Origin of the sequence: Actinomyces vulturis (assembly GCF_001687305.1) — a bacterium.
Classification (GTDB): Bacteria; Actinomycetota; Actinomycetes; order Actinomycetales; family Actinomycetaceae; genus Actinomyces; species Actinomyces vulturis.
Genome location: NZ_LZRK01000003.1, coordinates 304,454 through 323,037 on the forward strand (window position 1 = coordinate 304,454; position 18,584 = coordinate 323,037).

An 18,584-nucleotide genomic window follows, 5' to 3' on the forward strand; every position below is an offset into this window, starting at 1 on the left:
TCACGTAATTCCCGTGATGATGCCCTTGCGTGCAAAAGGTTATCGTCAGTCTTGGTTCTGTGGGGGCAGTGCCGCAATCATGGGGTCGTCATAGTTGAGAGCCCCTACGCGCTGTGCTCCACCGGGTGATCCCAAGCCCTTGAGTTCGAAGAAGTCGATATTGGCTCGGGTGTAGTCAGCCCATTCATCGGGAACGTCATCTTCGTAAAAGATGGCTTCAGTGGGGCAAACTGGCTCGCATGCTCCACAATCGACGCATTCGTCGGCGTTGATGTAGAGGCTACGTTCACCTTCGTAGATGCAATCAACAGGGCATTCGTCGACGCATGCCTTGTCTTTGATATCGACGCACGGCTGGGCGATCACGTAGGTCAACGTTTTCCTCCTCTAGAGTGCAGAGAGAAATTGAGTGCTCTCTGGTTTCTCACGGTAAGCCCCGGTTGGTTGCGTAGGGCTATTGTTCTGTCTCTAGTATTGCTCACCTTGCCCAGCTCACTGACCATTGACGCCGAAGGTCCACATGACTTTCACATTCACTGCATGATCATCAAGGATGACGATACGTGACTGTGGAACTTTACTGGCACACCACAACATTATTGGGGTTGTAGTGCACGGTAAGTGACTCATCAGGAAGTGCGGTGCCATCATGGCTACGCTTTCGCATGATGGTGACGGTGAAGCCTGGTTCACCATCGGGTTGCGGATAGCATTCGTCACCAGAACGAACGATGGTGTCGTAATCAATGATGTTGCTTCGCTCGCTGGTGGTGATGGATACGTCGTAGTACGGGGTTGACCACAAGCGAACATTGACACGGTTGTTTTCCACCCACGCTTGAATCAACACAGGGTAAGGGGTGGAGTTTCTAAACTTTACGTCTTTTTCTCCAGTCCAAATGGTTGCTTCACGGCCTTCGGGATAGCGCGAGATGTACTGAGAATGCGGGGTATGTTCGATATCGTCCATGCCTGCTTCGTAGGCTGCGTTGAACACTGTGGTGCCTACTTGACTCAAGCCTCCACCCATCGCGTCAATGTGTTCTTCAGCCACAATGACCCCGGCAGCAGCAAATCCGTGCTCCTCATCTACGGTGCCTAGCGCTTCGTTGACGGAGAAAATATCGCCAGGTTGGACGATTTTGCCGTTGATTTGTTCACAGCCTTGAACCAGGTTTTTATCACGGTTGGGATCTGACGTGAAAGGAGTGGAATACTCCCCCACGATGTTGACGATTCCCATGCTCCGAAGGTCATCTTCAGAGACTACGGGGGCTTGGAAGGTCAAGGGGATCGTCACCTGTCGTGAACCGGGGACTACTGACTCATAACTGCGATTGGCCTTAGTGTCATCGAGGGTAATGCCTGCGCCAACTAGTTGGGCGGCAGAGTCTGTTCCCCCTGTGCTTCCCGCGATCACAATGTTTTGAGCGAGGGAAGCCAGGTCGATCATCCTCCCTGGTTTTCCTGATGTAATACGGGGGGCTTGGTTTTCTCCGCCGTCAACAGCCCATTGGGCATTGCTTCCTGGCATATTCAAGGAGTCGCCGTAGGTGGCGCTAACAAGATCTCCGAGTTGGGTGGTATCGAGGGAAAGAACGAGAGTGTTGTTCTGCTCATGAACACTAGCCATCGACACAAGTTGATCAGGCGTCAGCATAAGTGGTGGCAAGGCTGCAGGCGCCTGACCAGCATCTCCTGCTGATATGTCCGGAGGTAGAAGCGTAATGGGGGCAGACAAAACCGGCTCCACTACATCATGGACGAAGACTTGTGCAGCCGTGTCAGTAATCGGCGGATCAACTGTTCCTTCGGGCAGGGCCATGACGATGCCATGATCACCACTGCGGACGCTCACGTCATCGTCACCGAATGGTTGAGGTTCGCTTGTGGCATTAAGTGGCCATGTTGTGGCAAGAATGCCCAATGTACGGGGGATGTTTACACCCACACCGCTACTTCCTGGAGTGATGATGGCTTGTCCGTGGTCTAAGGTCACCGAAGCGTTAGTCACGCCCATGGACAGTACTGGAAGATCGGCGTCTAGAGCAGCATGTAGACCCGTGATATCGACGCTTGTACGCACAGGCTGGTGAGCGGTGGTGAAAGCGCGACGGGCCAACGTCACCGGGTTGAGGGTGAAGTCAATGAGCGGCGACAAGGTAGATTCCGTATCGAGGGTGAGGTTGAGCGTGGCGGGATGCAGAATGGCACTGCCGCCTTGTGCTGTCACGGTCAATGGTTGACTCAGCCGTGGAGTGAGCTCAGTTTCTATGCGTTGGCGTGCCTCAGCCTTGGATAATTTCCCTATGTCCACACCGGAAATCACCGTGTTGGCGGGGGCATGTCCACTGAGGGCAACAGCAGCACCGGAGTAGGCCAGAAGGAAAAGAAAAACAACTCCCACACCAACGTGTACGGTTCGTCCTAGCGTGTGCCAGCGGTGTCCTAAGGCTTGAGCCAATGCCAGAATTTTGAAACCTGCAATGGAACAAACACGACGGAAAGATCGCACAACTTGCTGGAACGGTTGGGCTGAAGGTGACGCATGATGCGTCTCTTTGACTGGCCTGGTAGGAAGTTCTGACTCACGCCATACGCGGCGGGGAGCCTGCACGTTGTCAGAGGGTTTCGAGCAGTGGCGGGTGGGGTGAGCGTCTGCGTGCCCCTGTAAAGGGCGAGGCGAAGGCGTTCTTGTATGTTGCGATATTGGCTCTATTGACGTTAATGATTCATCGTCATGTTCAGAGCAAGAGCAGTCGGGCTGGGAGGATTGGCCCGCGTTGGACGGCTCAGCATGTACGCCAGGCTCGTGGCCATTGTGGTCACTGCCTGAGTCTTCTCGCAAGGAAGAAGCCCAAGATGATTCTTGACAATCCGGTAACGACTGCTGTTGCAGGTCAGTGGCGCTTGATTCCTCAGTTCGCTGCTTTACAGACCTAGAAACACGGTAGGCATGTGGGTCTCTGGTTTCACCAGAGTCGATGACGTGAACAGGTGATGTGTTTGAGCATTGACTGTGCCTATCGTCCCGATCAGCAGGCAAAAAGTCTTGAGATACACCGTGATTCTGGGCTGGTTTTGGATTATTCGCAGATTCAAGATCATTTGGTTGAACTATTTGCGTGTCCGCATCATCGATAGTGCCATTGAGGCAGAGATTCTGGGGTTCCACCGCAATGTCCTCATGGCCATGGTGGTCCGAAGATTTGTGGCCTGCAGTGTTCAGTGATTGTCTCGTCTGCTCTGGTCTGAGGATGGACATGTCACTATGAGGCGTGAGGTGTGGGTCTTTATGGATATTGCTGCTCCCTTGACGACGAAGGTCTTTTCGGGAGAGGGGGCGAGATGAGGCAAGGCAGGGTTCAGAGGGAGTTTTTGGGTATAGAGATTCAGAGGGAGTAGATGGGGCAGGCGCTGAGTGCGGTGTGGGTCGGGATATTACTCGACTGGTGGCTTCTCTCTCGTGCAGAGGCGTGGTTTCTGTTGAGGATGTTTCTTGGGATATTTGACGCCGTTGCTTGTCTTCCGCGTCATTGTCTACTGGGTCCTGAGAATCCTGAAAAGCGCAAAATTCAGTTGCAGATAGAGCGTTTTCAGTGAGTCGTTCTTGTTGACGGCGTTGCCTGCGGCTGAGCACGGGAGTGTGGATGATGGCGCTGAGTTCTTGGGAAACATCATTCGAAGCCTCCAGGACATCATTGCCCTGGGAAGCTTTTGTACGAATCGGCGCTGAGGGAGGGCGAGGTGTTCGTCGCTGCGGTTGAAAAGAGGGCTCAGGCTGACGAGGAGAATTACTGTCGTTCGGAGGGGAGTCAATCGAAGCAGGCCGACGCACTCGCTTGGGTCTCCTGACGGAAGCAGGGCGACGCTCGTAGGGTGATAGTCCAGAGTTCACGCCACAGTCCTCCTTCCTGACTATTTCCTGAATATGAGTATGTCATGGTTTTTCTAGCGATTAGTCAATGATAGAGACCCCTCATAACGCGCATCAATTAACCAATGAATTCTTCCGAAAACTCACTGCATCTGTATAAATCATGCAGTGAGGGTCAATCAGCATTGCTGATTGACCCTCACAACACTTTAGAGTTAGTCAATAAACTCAGCCATCGGCACGTCGGCGACGAGAGTTCTCGCGGAAGCGTTCTTGGCTATTGAGAATCACCTTGCGGATACGAACGGCATCGGGGGTTACCTCAACGCACTCGTCATCGGCAGCGAACTCAAGTGCTTCTTCAAGCGTGAGGTGACGAGGAGGGGTAAGGCCTTCGAAACTGTCAGCAGTGGCTGAGCGCATGTTCGTCTGCTGCTTTTCGCGGACCACGTTGACATCCATGTCTTCATTGCGGGGATTTTCACCCACGACCTGTCCTTCGTATGTTTCCCACGTGGGTTCTACGAAGAAAGTGCCGCGATCTTGAAGACGAATCAGAGCGTATGCCGTCACAGCACCTGCACGGTCAGAGACCAGTGAGCCGGTAGTACGAGAAACAATGGGACCGGCCCACGGCTCGTAGCCTTCCGCGATGGACGAAGCAATACCAGTACCACGAGTTTCGGTCAGGAACTGAGTACGGAAACCGATCAGGCCACGAGCGGGAACGAGGAATTCCATACGAACCCAGCCAGTGCCATGGTTGGTCATCGTTTCCATGCGGCCCTTACGCGCAGCCATCAACTGGGTGACAGCACCGAGGTGTTCTTCGGGAACGTCGATAGTCATGCGCTCAACAGGTTCATAACGCTTACCGTCAACGGTCTTAGTAACAACCTGGGGCTTGCCCACGGTGAGTTCAAAACCTTCACGTCGCATCTGCTCCACAAGGATAGCCAGAGCCAATTCACCGCGCCCCTGGACTTCCCAAGCGTCTGGGCGAGTAGTAGGCAAAACGCGGAGAGAGACGTTACCGATGAGTTCACGGTCAAGACGATCTTTCACCTGACGAGCAGTCACCTTAGCGCCTTTAGTCCGACCAGCCATCGGAGAGGTGTTGATACCAATAGTCATCGAGATAGCCGGGTCATCAACGGTAATCAAAGGCAGAGGGCGAGGATCGTCAGGGTCAACGAGTGATTCACCGATAGTGATGTCTTCAATACCAGCGACGGCAACAATGTCACCAGCATGTGCTTCATTCGCAGGAATGCGGTCAAGGCCTTCGGTGACGAGCAGTTCGGTAATTTTAGCGTTGGCGATGGTGCCATCGTGACGTGCCCAGGCGACGTTCTGTCCCTTGCGCAAGGTTCCGTTGTGGATGCGCAAAAGAGCGAGACGACCTAAGAAGGGAGAAGCGTCAAGGTTAGTGACATGTGCTTGGAGAGGAGCATCGTCCTCATAAGAAGGGCCGGGAATACGCTCGATAATCGTGCGGAAAAGGGGCTCAAGATCATCGTTAGCAGGCAACTGGCCGTCGATGGGCTGAACAGTATCAGCGCGGCGAGCCTTGGCCGAAGCATAGATGACGGGAACATCAAGAACGGCATCCAGATCAAGATCCGGAACTTCATCGGATAGGTCACTAGCTAGGCTCAGGAGAAGATCAGTAGATTCGGCAACGACTTCATCAAGACGCGAGTCAGGGCGGTCAACCTTGTTGACTACGAGAATCACGGGCAGGGAGGCGGCTAGGGCCTTACGCAAAACGAAGCGCGTCTGAGGCAGGGGTCCTTCAGAGGCATCAACGAGGAGGACCACACCATCAACCATGGACAGACCACGTTCAACTTCGCCACCGAAGTCAGCGTGACCGGGGGTGTCGATCACGTTGATGACGATGCCATCATCAAGTCCAAGTTCCTGTGCTGCCGGGCCGCGGTAGTGGACTGCGGTATTTTTGGCGAGGATGGTGATGCCTTTTTCACGTTCGAGCTCACCGGAGTCCATAACCCGATCGCCAGTTGATTCTTCAGTTGCTCGGGCGCCGAAGGCACCGGCTTCCCAGAGCATTCCGTCGACGAGGGTTGTTTTTCCATGGTCAACGTGGGCAACAATTGCCACATTGCGCAGATCTTGGCGCACGGTCATTAAAGGCTTCTTCTTCCATCAGGCGGTGACCGCCTCTACCGAGCGCAGGGCAGTCCATCAATCTCGCTACATGCCTAAGGCATGGCGTTATAAGGCTAATGGGTAGGGGGGACCGTGTGCTACAGGCAAGGCCCTAGCAGGACTGTGCCATGTGACACCTCGCCGTTACACTCCCTCGGAAGACTGAAATATCGGCATATATCGATATGCGTCCCGAGCGGGGAAAAACTAGGGCTTCATCACAAATCCTGCGACAAGCGCTACAACGCACATCCCGATAACAATCCATGAAGACGTCATCACATGCCGCGCTACACCGGTTACGGGCTTGTGAGTTCGTGGGGGTACTGATTGATGGCGTTTCGCAGCAAGACGCACTTGACGCTGATACGCACGTTCTTCTGCTTGCGCATGGTGACGCCAGGCTTCTTGGTATAACTCCACTAAATGCGCTGCATCATCAGAATCTAGACGTGTTTTATACACATGGGCCGAAGGGGTGAGGTATTCCTCGCGAGTGGCAGGAACGGTCCTCTCACGACGCACAGCCGTCCATAGACCTCCACGCCCGGCTGCGGAGACAGGAATCGTACTTTGTTCAGTCAAAAGAAGAAGACCCCATCGGGTTCGTGTATCAGTAAGTTCTTCCCATCCAATAGTCCATGAATTCAGAGCATTGCGCACGTAAATTCCGTCGTTATCTAATCGCATCATCGGCACCCACCACAGTAGCCATACACATGCGCTAAAGGTCCCTGTGATCGCTGCTGCCACGAGGCCATTACCCCATCCATCACTCAACCAGACCACAATGGTGATGTACAGAGCGATCAGCGCGATGAGAACGGTGGAGATTCTTGCTGGAAGGGATCGAATGATAACGGTGGGCATATCCATAGTCTGTCACAGACACATGTGAGCCGACGCCGATCAGTTGAGATCGACGTCGGCTCACTTTTGCGATGTTCTCACCTAGGAAGGTGATCCCTCACAGCAATCAGGCCTTGACGTAACCAATATCTTCGGAGCGGACGGTCTGAAGACCATAGGATCCGTAGTTAGCCAGGTTGGAGGGAACGGCGGTGTAAGAGGCGCGGTTGTAAATCGGAATCACAGCAGCAAGATCCCACACGGCGCGGTCACACTCGTTGGCAAGTTCGATCCGCTTCTGGGGATCCATTTCACCAGCGATCTTGGGCATGAGATCCTGAATCTCCTGACTCCAAACGTGGGCGTAGTTGCCACCCTGGCCCTTACCGTACACCTGGCCCACGTTTGCTACGGGGTATGGAGTACCAGTCCAGGTGAAGGTAACAATCTCGAAATTACCCTCAGTAATGCGGGGGAAGAAGTCTGCAGGTGCGACGTCATCCATGACAACCTCGCAACCAACCTTGGCGAAGTTTTCCTGAAGAATCTTACCTTCGTTGGCTGAGGTGGAAGTGTTGGGAAGGCGCAGGTACTTGATGGAGAGTTTCTCACCATCCTTCTCACGCACTGTGCCTCCTTCAGGAAGAACCCATCCGAGTTCATCAAGAGCCTTCTTGGTGGCTTCAGGATCGAATTCAGGAGCGTTATTCTGGTAGCCCTCTTGAACAGGCATGTAGAAGTGGTTACCTAAAATAAGTTCTTCAGCGGGAACAGGAAGTCCCTGCAAGTCAGCCTTAGCCATGGTCAGTCGATCGATGGCGGGCAGAAGAGCCTTACGCAGTGCTTGATCTTGCAGAACACCGGCTTCACCATTAATGGTGAAATGACGCCAACTCAAGCCGGAAGACTGACGAATCACACCATCTTCACGGGAACTGCACTGTTCATATGAGGCAGAGTCAATGATGGAGTTAACACAGTCAATTTCTTTGTTAGCAAATGCGGCGGGCGCCTGATCTGCACCAATAACCTTCAACACGACGGTGTCGAGCTTACCGGGATCACCCCACCAGTTGGGGTTACGTGTAAGAGTAAGGGTGCCCTTCGTCTTGTCTGCTTCAGAAATAATAAAGGGACCGGATGCGTATTCTGTCTGCTCAGGAGTGGTCCAGCTGTTGTATGTTTCAGCGTCAGTGCACAGGAAGCGAGGCAGAACCTCATCAATAGGCTGTGACCAATCAGGGAATGCAAACTTGTAGGTAATGATGACTTCGTAATCATCGGCGCCACGAACGACAGACTCCATGTCGCGGTAACCATCGTCACTACCAATTACTTCAGCGAATGCGGGATCAGAACCGTCACAGGCAGCCTTGGTTGCGGCGTAATCTTCCCAGGTAATGGATTCGCCGTTATTCCATTTAGCGGCAGGGTTGAGTTTAAGAGTAACAACGGTCTTACCGTCAACTTCTTCAACATTCGTATCAAGCAAGAAGTTGTTGTTCAGTGAACGCTCACCGTGAGCATCAAAGATGAAGTTCGTAGGACGGGTCCACATTCCCAGACGGCTCTGGTTATCACCGTTGGAGCCTTCGGGAGTGTTGGGGTTGAAGTTTGTGATCCAATCCTCGATGGGCATAACAAAGGTTCCACCATCTTGAACCTTGTCACGTTCCATGGGGTTAATGTCGGAAGCAGCCAAATCTGAACTGGAGACACTACCGCCAGATGAGGCGGATTCCTTCTTATCACAAGCAGCCAACGCAGCCAGAACGGCTACAGAGGCTGAGCCGGCAATAAAAGAGCGGCGGGAAATCATCATGTGATGCATCCATTCTGGTTATCGGAATTCATCGTCACACCCGGAATCACCAGGTGATTAATTTAGAACTATACGCGAATCATGACAGTTAGTTCACACACAATGATAGTTCTGAGTCACATCTCACGTTTTATCTCATTAACACACTATGATGATCGAACATCATGCAAAAAATCCCCACACAATGTCACAATTATTCATTCAAAAATAAGACTTTTGTCCCGACTTCACAAGGAACACTCAAGGTCTACTTTGCCCCACACACAGACAGTGAATGGGTGTTTCGTATCGCATACGAAACACCCATTCACTGCGTTTTGCATCATCGCTTCACACTAAAGCATTAACGATGCAAGATTATGAAAGTCACTTGGCGTAACCGATATTTTCGGGAAGCACGGTGGACATACCGAAGGAACCGTAGTTAGCCAGACTCTTGGGAACCGCGGTGTAGTCAGCGCGGCTGTAGATGGGGAGGACAATAGCTTCACGCCAAATTTCGCGGTCTGCCTCATTGGCCAACTTGATGCGCTTTTCTTCATCGGGCTCTTCAGCAACCTGCTTAATGAGATCCTGCAACTTCTCACTCCACACACCGGTGTAGTTCGACGCAGACCCCTTGCCATAGACCTGCTGAATGTTTGCCATAGGATACTGAGTACCCACCCAGGTGAAGGTCACAACTTCATATTGGCCCTGTCGGATACGAGTAAAGAAGTCCGACGGGTTGGTATCGTCCATCACAACCTCACAACCAATGGCTTCCATACAAGACTGGAAGACCTTACCTTCAGTAGCTGAGGTGGAGACGTTGGGAAGACGCAGGTATTTGATCGAGAGTTTCTGACCATCCTTTTCGCGCACACTGCCGCCTTCAGGAAGAACCCATCCGAGATCCTCAAGATCCTTGATTGCAGCATCCTTATCGAAAGCAAATTCACCACGGTTATCTTCATACCCATGCGACTGAACCATAAAAAGATGGTTACCCAACATGAGATCCTCCGCCGGAACTGGAAGTCCCTGGAGATCAGCCTGCGCAATGGTCAAGCAGTCAACACCTTTAACTAAAGCCTGACGAAGCTTTTCATCAGCAAGAACGCCTGTAGAACCATTAATCGTAAAGTGACGCCACTGCAGACCACTTGCTTCTCGAATCTCACCATCGGTTCGCTGCTCGCACTGCTGGTAGGACGCTGCATCAATAATGTTATGGACAACATCCACCTCGCCATTGGCGAATGCAGCAGATAGTTGATCGGCATCAATCACACGCATCACGATCGTTTCGAGTTTGCCAGGCTCACCCCACCACTGATCGTTGCGGCCAAGCGTAATGCTTCCAGAAGAGGGATCATGGTTGGTAATGACGAAAGGACCGGTAGAAAACTCGGTCATCATCGGATCAGTCCAAGAAGAAAATGCTTCAGGAGTTGCCGTTAAAGAACGTGGAATAACCAGGCTAAGAACGCTGGACCAGTCGGGGAAAATGGATGTAAATTTCACAACAACTTCAAATTCATCGCCACCAGCAGTGATGGACTCAATATGATCCCAGCCATCCGTAGTTGCAACTACGTCAAGATATTGTTTATCTGCGCCGTTACACGCTTTCCAACATGACTCATAGTCTTCCCAGGTAATGGAATCACCGTTGTTCCATTTTGCTTTGGGATTCAACTTCAACGTGGCAACAGTCTTGCCGTCTTTTTCATCAACGGTGTAGGACTCACAAAAGTCCTTGCGCACTTCAAAAGTACCATCTGGCTTGTATAACCAGTTAGAGCAACCAATAAACATCTGAAGCACGTTACCGTTGTCGGCAATTTGACCATCAATATGCAGAGGGTTGTACTGAGGAATCATCGCATCAAGAGGCAGGACTAACTTGCCGCCATCGGCGACTTTGTCACGCGCCATTTCATTGATATCTGATGCTGCAAGCTTGGAGACGGAGCCATCGGATTTCGTCGAGCCGTCACCACTCTTGCCTGAGCAGGCTGCCAGTGCCGCCAGCATCGCCGTAGACGCAGTGCCAGCGAGGAACAATCGGCGGTTGATCATCATGTGAGTATCCGTTCGTCGAGAATTTTGATGCTCTGGTGGTATCCAGAACACCGATGGTGAAACGATGAGACCACACATCTCAGCATCAGGACAATTCTTCTCACAGAATGAACTGTAATTGGGACCACATCGTGACCCTCCTGTCACACAAATGTCACATTTCACTATCGAGACATTAATGCATAAGTGCACTAATACCTTCGAATAGGCCAGTAAAAAAAGACGCTGACAAGAAAGTTTCACCAACCTTCTTATGAATAGTTATACAAAGACACTCAAAAGTAACAACCGTATAACAATTAGAAAACATCCTCGCCATGTCCACATGATGAACAAGTGAAAGGGGTCCCGCCATCATCTGGCGGGACCCCTTTCACCGTAAAATCAGCGCTTTAGAACACGTTGGTTCGTTCAGGGTAGTAGCACGCAGTGGTGTGGTCGTCACCAAGCGTGACATGCTCAGGCATTGCACTCAAGCAACTCTCCTGCTGCTCCGCGTTCAACATGGCGAACTTGGGGCAACGCGTACGGAAACGGCAGCCTGAGGGCGGGTTTGCCGGACTGGGCAGATCGCCTTCGAGGATGATGCGTGAGCGGGTGCGTTCCTTTTCTGGATCAGGGATCGGAATGGCGGAGAGCAAAGCCTGAGTGTAGGGATGAGCAGGAGCGCTAAAGACTTCGTCAACGTCACCGATTTCCACAATCTTGCCCAAGTACATGACAGCAACGCGATCTGCGATGTGTCGCACTACGGACAAGTCGTGAGCAACAAAGAGATAACTCAGACCAAGAGTTGCCCGCAATTCATCAAGCAAGTTGATGACACCTGCCTGGATGGACACGTCCAAAGCGGAAACGGGTTCGTCAAGGACCAGCAACTTAGGATTCAATGCCAATGCGCGAGCGATGCCCACACGCTGGCGCTGACCACCAGAAAAGTTACGAGGGTAACGGTTAGCGTGGCTCGGCTCAAGGCCTACCAGCGCCATCAACTCCTCAACGCGGGGGCCGATGTCCTTTTTCTTCCATCCGTTGTGCTGAAGAGGCTCAGCAATGATGTCAAAGATAGGAAGGCGCGGGTCTAGAGAGGCCATGGGGTCCTGGAAAACAATCTGGACGTCGCGACGCAGATTACGTCGTTCACGGCGACTGACATCTGCTGTATCTTTCCCTAGCACGACGATCGTGCCGTCCTGAGGTTTTGCCAGATTAAGAACCTCAAGAAGCGTAGTGGTCTTACCACAGCCGGATTCACCCACGAGTGCGAGGGTTTCACCACGGCGAACGTCGAAGGAGAGGCCATCGACGGCATGGACAGTGCCTACGCGACGCTTAAACACTGCCCCCTTCATCAAGGGGAATTCCTTGACCAGACCGTCAACACGCAACACCTCTTCACGTTCTTCGTGAGGAAGGTTGAGTTCTTCAGAATGCTTCAGCGGAGGTACGGGGAATATATCAGTGTACTGAAGGTTCTTTGCCCCAATCTCCGGGAAGCGACGGCAAGCGCTGAAGTGGCGGGCGCCTTGCTCAACGTCTGCGAGTTCAGGTTCGCCTGCACTGCACTCAGGCTCAGCCATGGGGCAGCGGGGTGCAAAGGGGCAGCCGGTGGGCAGCTCAAGTAATGACGGCGGGTTGCCCTCAACGGTTGCTAAAGCAGAATCTTTCTTAGAGTCCAGTCGAGGAAGACTGCCAAGCAACCCAATGGTGTAGGGCATGCGAGGATTGAAGAAAATGTCATCAACACGCCCCTTTTCCACGATACGACCGGCATACATCACCGCGACGCGATCAGCCATACCAGCAACAACACCCAAGTCGTGGGTGATCATGATGACGCCTGCACCAGTTTCGTGCTGGGCGGTCTTGAGAACATCCAGGATCTGCGCCTGAATAGTCACGTCAAGAGCCGTAGTCGGCTCATCGGCGATGATCAGATCAGGATTATTAGCAATACCGATAGCGATCACGGCGCGCTGACGCATACCACCACTGAATTCGTGCGGGTAAGCCTTGGCGCGAACAGAGGGGTTTGGAATGCCAACAAGGTCAAGGAGTTCAACCGCACGCTTCCAGGCATCGGACTCGCTCATTCCTGTATGGATTTTGAGCGCTTCAACGATCTGTGTACCAACCGTATACACGGGGGTAAGAGCACTGAGCGGATCCTGGAAAATCATGGAAACCTGTGAACCGCGGATCTTCGACATGTAACTGTCGGAGCGGCCGAGCAGTTCACGACCGTGGAGTTTCACCGAGCCAGACACTTGGGCAGTCTCATCAAGCAGCCCCATGATGGCGGTCGACGTCACGGATTTACCAGAACCGGACTCACCCACCAAAGCAACGACCTCTCCAGAATCCACGCGAAGGTTTACGCCACGAACAGCGTTGACCTTACCGTTTTCTGAGGGGAAGGAGACACGAAGATCATTCACCTCAAGTAGAGGGGCAGAAGACTGGCGATCAGGAAGATCGTTAGACTCAAATACGGGAGTTCCTTGGTTCTTACGGCTCATGCTTGGCCTCCAGACTTGGATGAGGAATCGAGTGCGTCGCGCACGCCGTCACCAATAAGGTTGATACACACGAGCATGACAACCAGGACCAGTGCGGGAGCAATAAAGGTCCAAGGATAAACCACCACGTCACCCTGCGACTGAGCGATCAGGGTACCCAGTGAGGTATTCGGCGGCTTCACACCGAATCCGAAGTAACTCAAGGTCGTTTCGCTGAGCACTGCTGCTGCCACACCGAGAGTGAAGTCGATGATGAGGTAGGAGGAAATGTTCGGGATGATGTGACGCACAATAATCACAGGAGCGGGAACACTCATGTACTTAGCAGCAGTGACGTAATCCTGGTTACGTACCGACAACGTCATGGAGCGGACCACACGAGAAGTAAGCATCCAGCCGAAAGCACCAAGCAGGATAATGAACATCCACACGCTTCCCTTGGATTCTGCACTCACGCGCTGGGAAATAATAGCGATGGTGAGGAAGGCAGGGATCACGAGCATGAGGTCAATGACCCAAAGGGCTAACTTATCGAACCAACCGCCGAAGTAGGCGGCAGCACTACCAATAGTGGTAGCCACGACGATCTGAATAGTTGCCACGGATAGACCGATAACGAGGGACTTACGCAACCCTTCAACGGTCATAGCGAAAACATCAGAACCATCCTTGGTGGTGCCCAGCCAGTGGTTGGCGTCGGGTGGTGTATGGAAACTAAGGAAGTCGGACTCAGTAAAGTGCCAAGGGCTAATCATGGGGCCGACGAGGGCTAGCAAGATAATGCCAAGGAAACCGATAAGACCGATGACAGCGCTGCGGTTACGTAGGAAACGGCGACGGAAGATCTCGCCGCGGCTCAGACGCTTAGCGGCACGCTGGTTTTCAACAACTTCGATTTCTTCTTGTGCTGCAGAAGCAATAGCGCTTGCACCATCCGTTCCGCCGTGCACTAGGTCACCTTGATTAAGTTCTGTTTTAGCCATTGGTCAGCTCACCCTCACTCGGGGGTCGATGATCGCCACGAGGACGTCGGACAAGAGGGCACCGATCAGGGTCATCATGCCGGAGAAGGCAACCACAGCGACTGTGCCATTGATATCCATATTGCTAATGGACGTCACGGCGTATTCGCCCAATCCGTGCCAGGTAAACACAGTCTCTGTGATGGATGCGCCAACGAAAAGGCCTGCAAGAGCAAAGGCAAAGAAGGTACCCATAGGAATTAAGGAGGTACGCAGTGCGTGGCGGGTGATTGCCTGACGCTTCTGCAACCCCTTAGCACGAGCAGTACGCACATAGTCAGCACCAAGGGTGTCGAGCATGAGGTTGCGCTGGTAACGCGAATAAGCAGCAATACCTGTTAACGACATCGAAGTAGTAGGTAACAGAAGGTGCTGAGCACGACCAAGGAAGCCACTACCTTCGCCAACGAATTCGAAGAACTGAACGCCCATCGCCTGGTTGGCCTTCACAGCACCAAGTTTAAGGAAGAGTGCGAGCACCATCACAGGAGTGGAGATGATAATGAGGGAGAGGATCGTGGCAACGCGGTCCCAGACGGAGTACTGCTTAGTAGCGGTCCATGCGCCAAGAGCAGTACCCAGGCCCATACCGATGAATGCACCAAGGAAGACGAGACGAACGGAGACCCACATACGACGAGAGATGATCTCATTAACGTTCTCGCCCTTAGGAGTCTTACCCCAATCCCAGTGAGTCAAGATATTGGTTGCCCAAATCTTGAATCGATCAAGGACCGGATCGTGAGGGTTGATGTTGTAGGAGGTCATCGTTGCGTAGATACCCTCCCAGTTGAGCTTCGGATTCGACAGGTCGTAAATGCTCAACGGGTTCAGGGCGCTGGCAGCGATGAAGTATGCCAACACAGTGGCAACCGTCAGCAGAACCACATAGTTAGCGATCCTTCGTAAAAGATAAGGCAACATCCGTCTTCTTCTTCCGTTCTCCCTCAGGCATGGATTTCTCAACACGAGCACATCCGAGACCAGTCAGGTTATGCGGACTGTGGAGAGGGTTCCGACCTGACGGTAATCAAGGTCAGTTCCATCCGATTTCCCTCCACACTACTCGTGGAAAAGAAATCTTTTTGACACGTGAGGAGTTTCTGCGCTGAGTTTAATGCCACCTTTGATATCTCGCATAGTGACTGCAGCGCGCTCATCACGAAGAAAATAGGTCCGATTTTTCAGTTGATACCTGGGGAGTATAGCTGGTGATTTCTTGACTTTTTATGCACTAATACACGAGAACACGTGGAACCTCAGGGACACTTCACCTAGTGACTGATTGCACTAAATAAAAAGGCTCTCGCTACACTCTCGTCTCAGTATCCGGAATTGTTTTAGGAAAGATTCCATTGCGAAACCAGCAACTCCAGGCTACGTTCAACAAGAGTTGAGTCATGTAGCACTGTAAACACAAGGATTTCATCCAAGTCCCAACTCTGGGCAAGATCACGTAAACCATCAACAACTTTGCCTGGCGCCCCTACGAAATTCAGAGCCATTGATGCACGTACCGCCCCTTCCTTGCCGGGCGCAAAGGCTTTCCATGCTTCCAAATCCTGCTGAGGAGGATCAATGGGAGCAGGCTGTCCACCCACAATACGAGCAGACGCACTCATCATGGAGGTAAACAAGTACTGAGCCTCACCATCCGTGGGCGCCACAACGACGTTAGCACTAGCCGCAATTTTCGGCTCACTAATCATGGCAGTGGGGGCATCGGGGTTAAATGTGGAACGGTAGGCCATGATTGCCGCTTCTGCCGCAGACGGCGCAAAGTGGGAGGCAACAACGAAAGGCAGTCCGAGTTCACCAGCAACACGTGCACCGTTCACGCTAGATCCTAAAACCCACGTTCCTGGACAAGTTCCTTCACCCGGAATCGCGCGCACGCTAGAACGGTGCGGTGACAGCAACTGTGGAGCATATACACGCCTTGATTGTTGTCCAAGAAGAGAACCGGGAACTGGACTGTTTTCTCCCGACTCTTCCATATCAACATATGACAAGAACTCCACGATTTCGTCAGCGAAATGACCGGGGTCAGCCGGGCGACGTCGTAAAGCATGTGATGTTGCTGGATCAGTACCCGGCGCGCGACCTAGCCCCACCTCCACGCGGCCAGGGTACATTGTGGCCAATGTACCAATTTGTTCAGCCACAATAAATGGCGCATGGTTGGGCAACATGATTCCGCCACTTGCCACAGTAATTCGTGACGTAGCAGCAAGAATTTGGCCCATGACAATTGATGTTGCGCTAGCAAGGAAGGTGCTTGAGCCATGATGCTCACCAATCCAATAACGCGCATAACCTAACTTTTCTGCGGTCTGCGCACGAGCAATCGTCTTAGCGAACGCTCCAGGACGATCGTCACCTTCACTCAAACTCACCAGATCGAGAACAGAGAGAGAGCACGGGGTTGGCGCAGAGTATTGAGTCATACCAACAACCCTAAAGGGAAAAGCCCCTGAAGATATAGGGGATCAGACACACATCCCCATCGACTAAAAGAAACCTGCCTCAGAGATAGACACAATTCGGTGGATGCACCATCTAGGCACACCCACCGACACGAGAATTAGATCCTCAATCCCGAAGCATCGCAGGCACACGATTGAGTGCCAGCGCAGAAACGCACTTGAGAGTGTCACCAATGATGAAAGGCACTAGTCCGAGTGCAAATGTATCTCCCCACGGCATCCCAGTCATCATGTGCAACCAGGGCAAGCCTGGGACATAAAACGCCAGGCTAGCCAGAACCAAAATTCCCGCGGCCTGCATGGTCCCTTTTCCGCGAGCGCGTGCCGCAATTCCAGCTGCCAAGATATATCCGATGACGTAGCCGAACGTGACACCTACTCCCCCGTTCCAACCAGCCAAGACCGGCGCACCGCCAGCAGCCAACAGGGCATACAAACCAGTACTTGCCATAGCCTGAGGTCCTCCCAACACCTGAGCAAGAAGGAGAACGCCCAATGTCCCCAAGGTGATCGGCACAGGAGTAAATGGAAGCGGAATAGCAATCTGTGCGATAAGGGTCAATACCCCCGTCCCCACGAGCACACGTGCGATGGTCCGTAAACCAGGCATCGAGTGCAGGGACGAAACTACAGATTGCTCATGGAAGACGGTAGTTATACGAGAAGAGGAAGCACGTGAATTCATAGTCATGAGATTATCTGCTGGCGACCTTTTTAAACCTTCGTGGTTTCCTCCGATAAAGAGGTCACCGATTTATTCATACTGTGAGTCGTATGCCTGGCCCATCATCACCATTAACAACGTTTTATCGACTTATTTCATCCAGCCAGTCCAGAACATCCACGATGACTTCCTGAGCGTTGGTCTCATGGAAAAGTTCGTGACGAGCTCCCGGATATAAAGTCAGGTTGATCCGTGCGATCCCTGCACGTCGATACTGTGCGGCAACTGCGCGCACACCTGCTCCGTAGTTGCCCACGGGATCCATCGCCCCTGAGAACAGATGGATAGGCAAATCCTGGGGGACACGGCGAACATTCTTCAAGGTGTTGACATAAAGAGTTCCAGCGGTCAGATCACGGAAGAATCCTGCGGTACAAGTGAAGCCACACCAGGGGTCACGAAGATAGGCGTTAACCTCTTCAGGTTTCCTGCTCAGCCAATCAAAGACAGTGCGAGGCTCATCGATTCGACTATTCGCACTACCGAAAGCCAAATCACTAAGAAGCTGAGAAGGATGATCCGCGCCATGGATGCGGCACTGAGCATTCGCCAAAGCGTATCCTGCTACACCTGCCACACCTGGATGGCCAGCAGTCCCCATAACGACAAGAGCATCAAGCTCATTGCCCCATTGAATGGCATAGTGACGCGCTAGAAGGGAACCCCACGAATGCCCAAGCATGACGAACGGTAAAACTTGCCCACCTCGACTTGGGGCATAACGCTCTTTTGCCCACATAGTGATGCGGTGAAGATCGGTCAAGACATTAGCCCAACCATTGCGGTGCCCAAGAAATCCTTGCCCAATTTCCTCAGACATGGTTTTGCCATGTCCACGGTGATCATCGGCCACCACCACGTATCCACGTTTCACCGCTTCGAGAGCGAATACATCGTAACGCTCACAATGTTCTGCCATGCCATGGACCACTTGGATAATGCCTATACGTGTGCGCCCCTCGATTGGTTCCCACGTACGAACAGCAAGGTTAAGTCCATCACCTGCGATAAGAGTGTGCTCTTTCTTGATGACGTCAGTTGCCATA

The 18,584-nt window shown here is 52.4% G+C and carries 13 protein-coding genes; 1 reads left to right on the forward strand and 12 read right to left on the reverse strand.

Going from position 1 to position 18,584, the window contains the following annotated elements:
- Positions 1-45 precede the first annotated feature (45 nt).
- Both fdxA and A9753_RS06060 read right to left on the reverse strand, forming a co-directional pair.
- Positions 46-375 carry a ferredoxin gene (gene fdxA, locus A9753_RS06055; RefSeq protein WP_067781837.1) on the reverse strand — a complete coding sequence of 110 codons (330 nt, stop codon included), beginning with the start codon at positions 373-375 and terminating at the stop codon, positions 46-48.
- Positions 376-577: 202 nt separating this feature from the next.
- The gene (locus tag A9753_RS06060; RefSeq protein WP_067781840.1) at positions 578-2,515 is read right to left on the reverse strand and encodes a VanW family protein; all 1,938 of its coding nucleotides are present in this window, start codon (positions 2,513-2,515) and stop codon (positions 578-580) included.
- A 537-nt stretch (positions 2,516-3,052) separates the two neighbouring features.
- Between A9753_RS06060 and A9753_RS09820 the strand changes: the two genes are divergently transcribed.
- Entirely contained in the window at positions 3,053-3,232 is a 180-nt protein-coding gene (locus tag A9753_RS09820) for a hypothetical protein (RefSeq protein WP_176702751.1), read from the forward strand.
- Positions 3,233-4,105: 873 nt separating this feature from the next.
- Here A9753_RS09820 and typA read toward each other — a convergent pair.
- From typA to A9753_RS06120, 10 genes are all read right to left on the reverse strand, one after another.
- On the reverse strand, positions 4,106-6,028 hold the full coding sequence (gene typA / locus A9753_RS06075) for a translational GTPase TypA (RefSeq protein ID WP_067781850.1): 1,923 nt from the start codon (positions 6,026-6,028) through the stop codon (positions 4,106-4,108).
- A 228-nt stretch (positions 6,029-6,256) separates the two neighbouring features.
- Positions 6,257-6,919: a hypothetical protein gene (locus A9753_RS06080; RefSeq protein WP_141673336.1), complete on the reverse strand. Its 663-nt coding sequence runs from the start codon at positions 6,917-6,919 to the stop codon at positions 6,257-6,259.
- A 106-nt stretch (positions 6,920-7,025) separates the two neighbouring features.
- Positions 7,026-8,720: an ABC transporter family substrate-binding protein gene (locus tag A9753_RS06085; protein WP_067781854.1), complete on the reverse strand. Its 1,695-nt coding sequence runs from the start codon at positions 8,718-8,720 to the stop codon at positions 7,026-7,028.
- Positions 8,721-9,086: 366 nt separating this feature from the next.
- Positions 9,087-10,787 (reverse strand): ABC transporter family substrate-binding protein, encoded by a 1,701-nt coding sequence (locus A9753_RS06090; protein ID WP_067781856.1) that lies wholly within the window; start codon positions 10,785-10,787, stop codon positions 9,087-9,089.
- A gap of 392 nt (positions 10,788-11,179) precedes the next feature.
- Positions 11,180-13,306, reverse strand: a complete 2,127-nt coding sequence (locus A9753_RS06095; RefSeq protein WP_067781858.1) for an ABC transporter ATP-binding protein — start codon at positions 13,304-13,306, stop codon at positions 11,180-11,182.
- The gene (locus tag A9753_RS06100) at positions 13,303-14,289 is read right to left on the reverse strand and encodes an ABC transporter permease (RefSeq protein ID WP_083090353.1); all 987 of its coding nucleotides are present in this window, start codon (positions 14,287-14,289) and stop codon (positions 13,303-13,305) included. The genes A9753_RS06095 and A9753_RS06100 overlap by 4 nt, the downstream gene beginning before the upstream one ends.
- Positions 14,290-14,292: 3 nt before the next feature.
- Positions 14,293-15,252, reverse strand: coding sequence for an ABC transporter permease (locus tag A9753_RS06105; RefSeq protein ID WP_067781861.1), 960 nt, complete (start codon positions 15,250-15,252; stop codon positions 14,293-14,295).
- Between the two features lie 416 nt (positions 15,253-15,668).
- Positions 15,669-16,775, reverse strand: coding sequence for an LLM class flavin-dependent oxidoreductase (locus tag A9753_RS06110; protein WP_067781864.1), 1,107 nt, complete (start codon positions 16,773-16,775; stop codon positions 15,669-15,671).
- A gap of 145 nt (positions 16,776-16,920) precedes the next feature.
- On the reverse strand, positions 16,921-17,505 hold the full coding sequence (locus A9753_RS06115) for a biotin transporter BioY (protein WP_245637387.1): 585 nt from the start codon (positions 17,503-17,505) through the stop codon (positions 16,921-16,923).
- Between the two features lie 115 nt (positions 17,506-17,620).
- Complete coding sequence (locus A9753_RS06120; RefSeq protein WP_067782336.1) at positions 17,621-18,583, reverse strand: alpha/beta fold hydrolase; 963 nt, start codon at positions 18,581-18,583, stop codon at positions 17,621-17,623.
- Between the last annotated feature and the right edge of the window lies 1 nt (position 18,584).

What these genes read in the sequence shown, in the direction of transcription:
- typA (WP_067781850.1), bottom strand. Translation starts at nt 6,028, where the DNA reads ATGACCGTGCGCCAAGATCTGCGCAATGTGGCAATTGTTGCCCACGTT.
- A9753_RS06080 (WP_141673336.1), bottom strand. Translation starts at nt 6,919, where the DNA reads ATGCCCACCGTTATCATTCGATCCCTTCCAGCAAGAATCTCCACCGTT.
- A9753_RS06085 (WP_067781854.1), bottom strand. Translation starts at nt 8,720, where the DNA reads ATGATGATTTCCCGCCGCTCTTTTATTGCCGGCTCAGCCTCTGTAGCC.
- A9753_RS06090 (WP_067781856.1), bottom strand. Translation starts at nt 10,787, where the DNA reads ATGATGATCAACCGCCGATTGTTCCTCGCTGGCACTGCGTCTACGGCG.
- A9753_RS06095 (WP_067781858.1), bottom strand. Translation starts at nt 13,306, where the DNA reads ATGAGCCGTAAGAACCAAGGAACTCCCGTATTTGAGTCTAACGATCTT.
- A9753_RS06100 (WP_083090353.1), bottom strand. Translation starts at nt 14,289, where the DNA reads ATGGCTAAAACAGAACTTAATCAAGGTGACCTAGTGCACGGCGGAACG.
- A9753_RS06105 (WP_067781861.1), bottom strand. Translation starts at nt 15,252, where the DNA reads ATGTTGCCTTATCTTTTACGAAGGATCGCTAACTATGTGGTTCTGCTG.
- A9753_RS06110 (WP_067781864.1), bottom strand. Translation starts at nt 16,775, where the DNA reads ATGACTCAATACTCTGCGCCAACCCCGTGCTCTCTCTCTGTTCTCGAT.
- A9753_RS06115 (WP_245637387.1), bottom strand. Translation starts at nt 17,505, where the DNA reads ATGACTATGAATTCACGTGCTTCCTCTTCTCGTATAACTACCGTCTTC.
- A9753_RS06120 (WP_067782336.1), bottom strand. Translation starts at nt 18,583, where the DNA reads ATGGCAACTGACGTCATCAAGAAAGAGCACACTCTTATCGCAGGTGAT.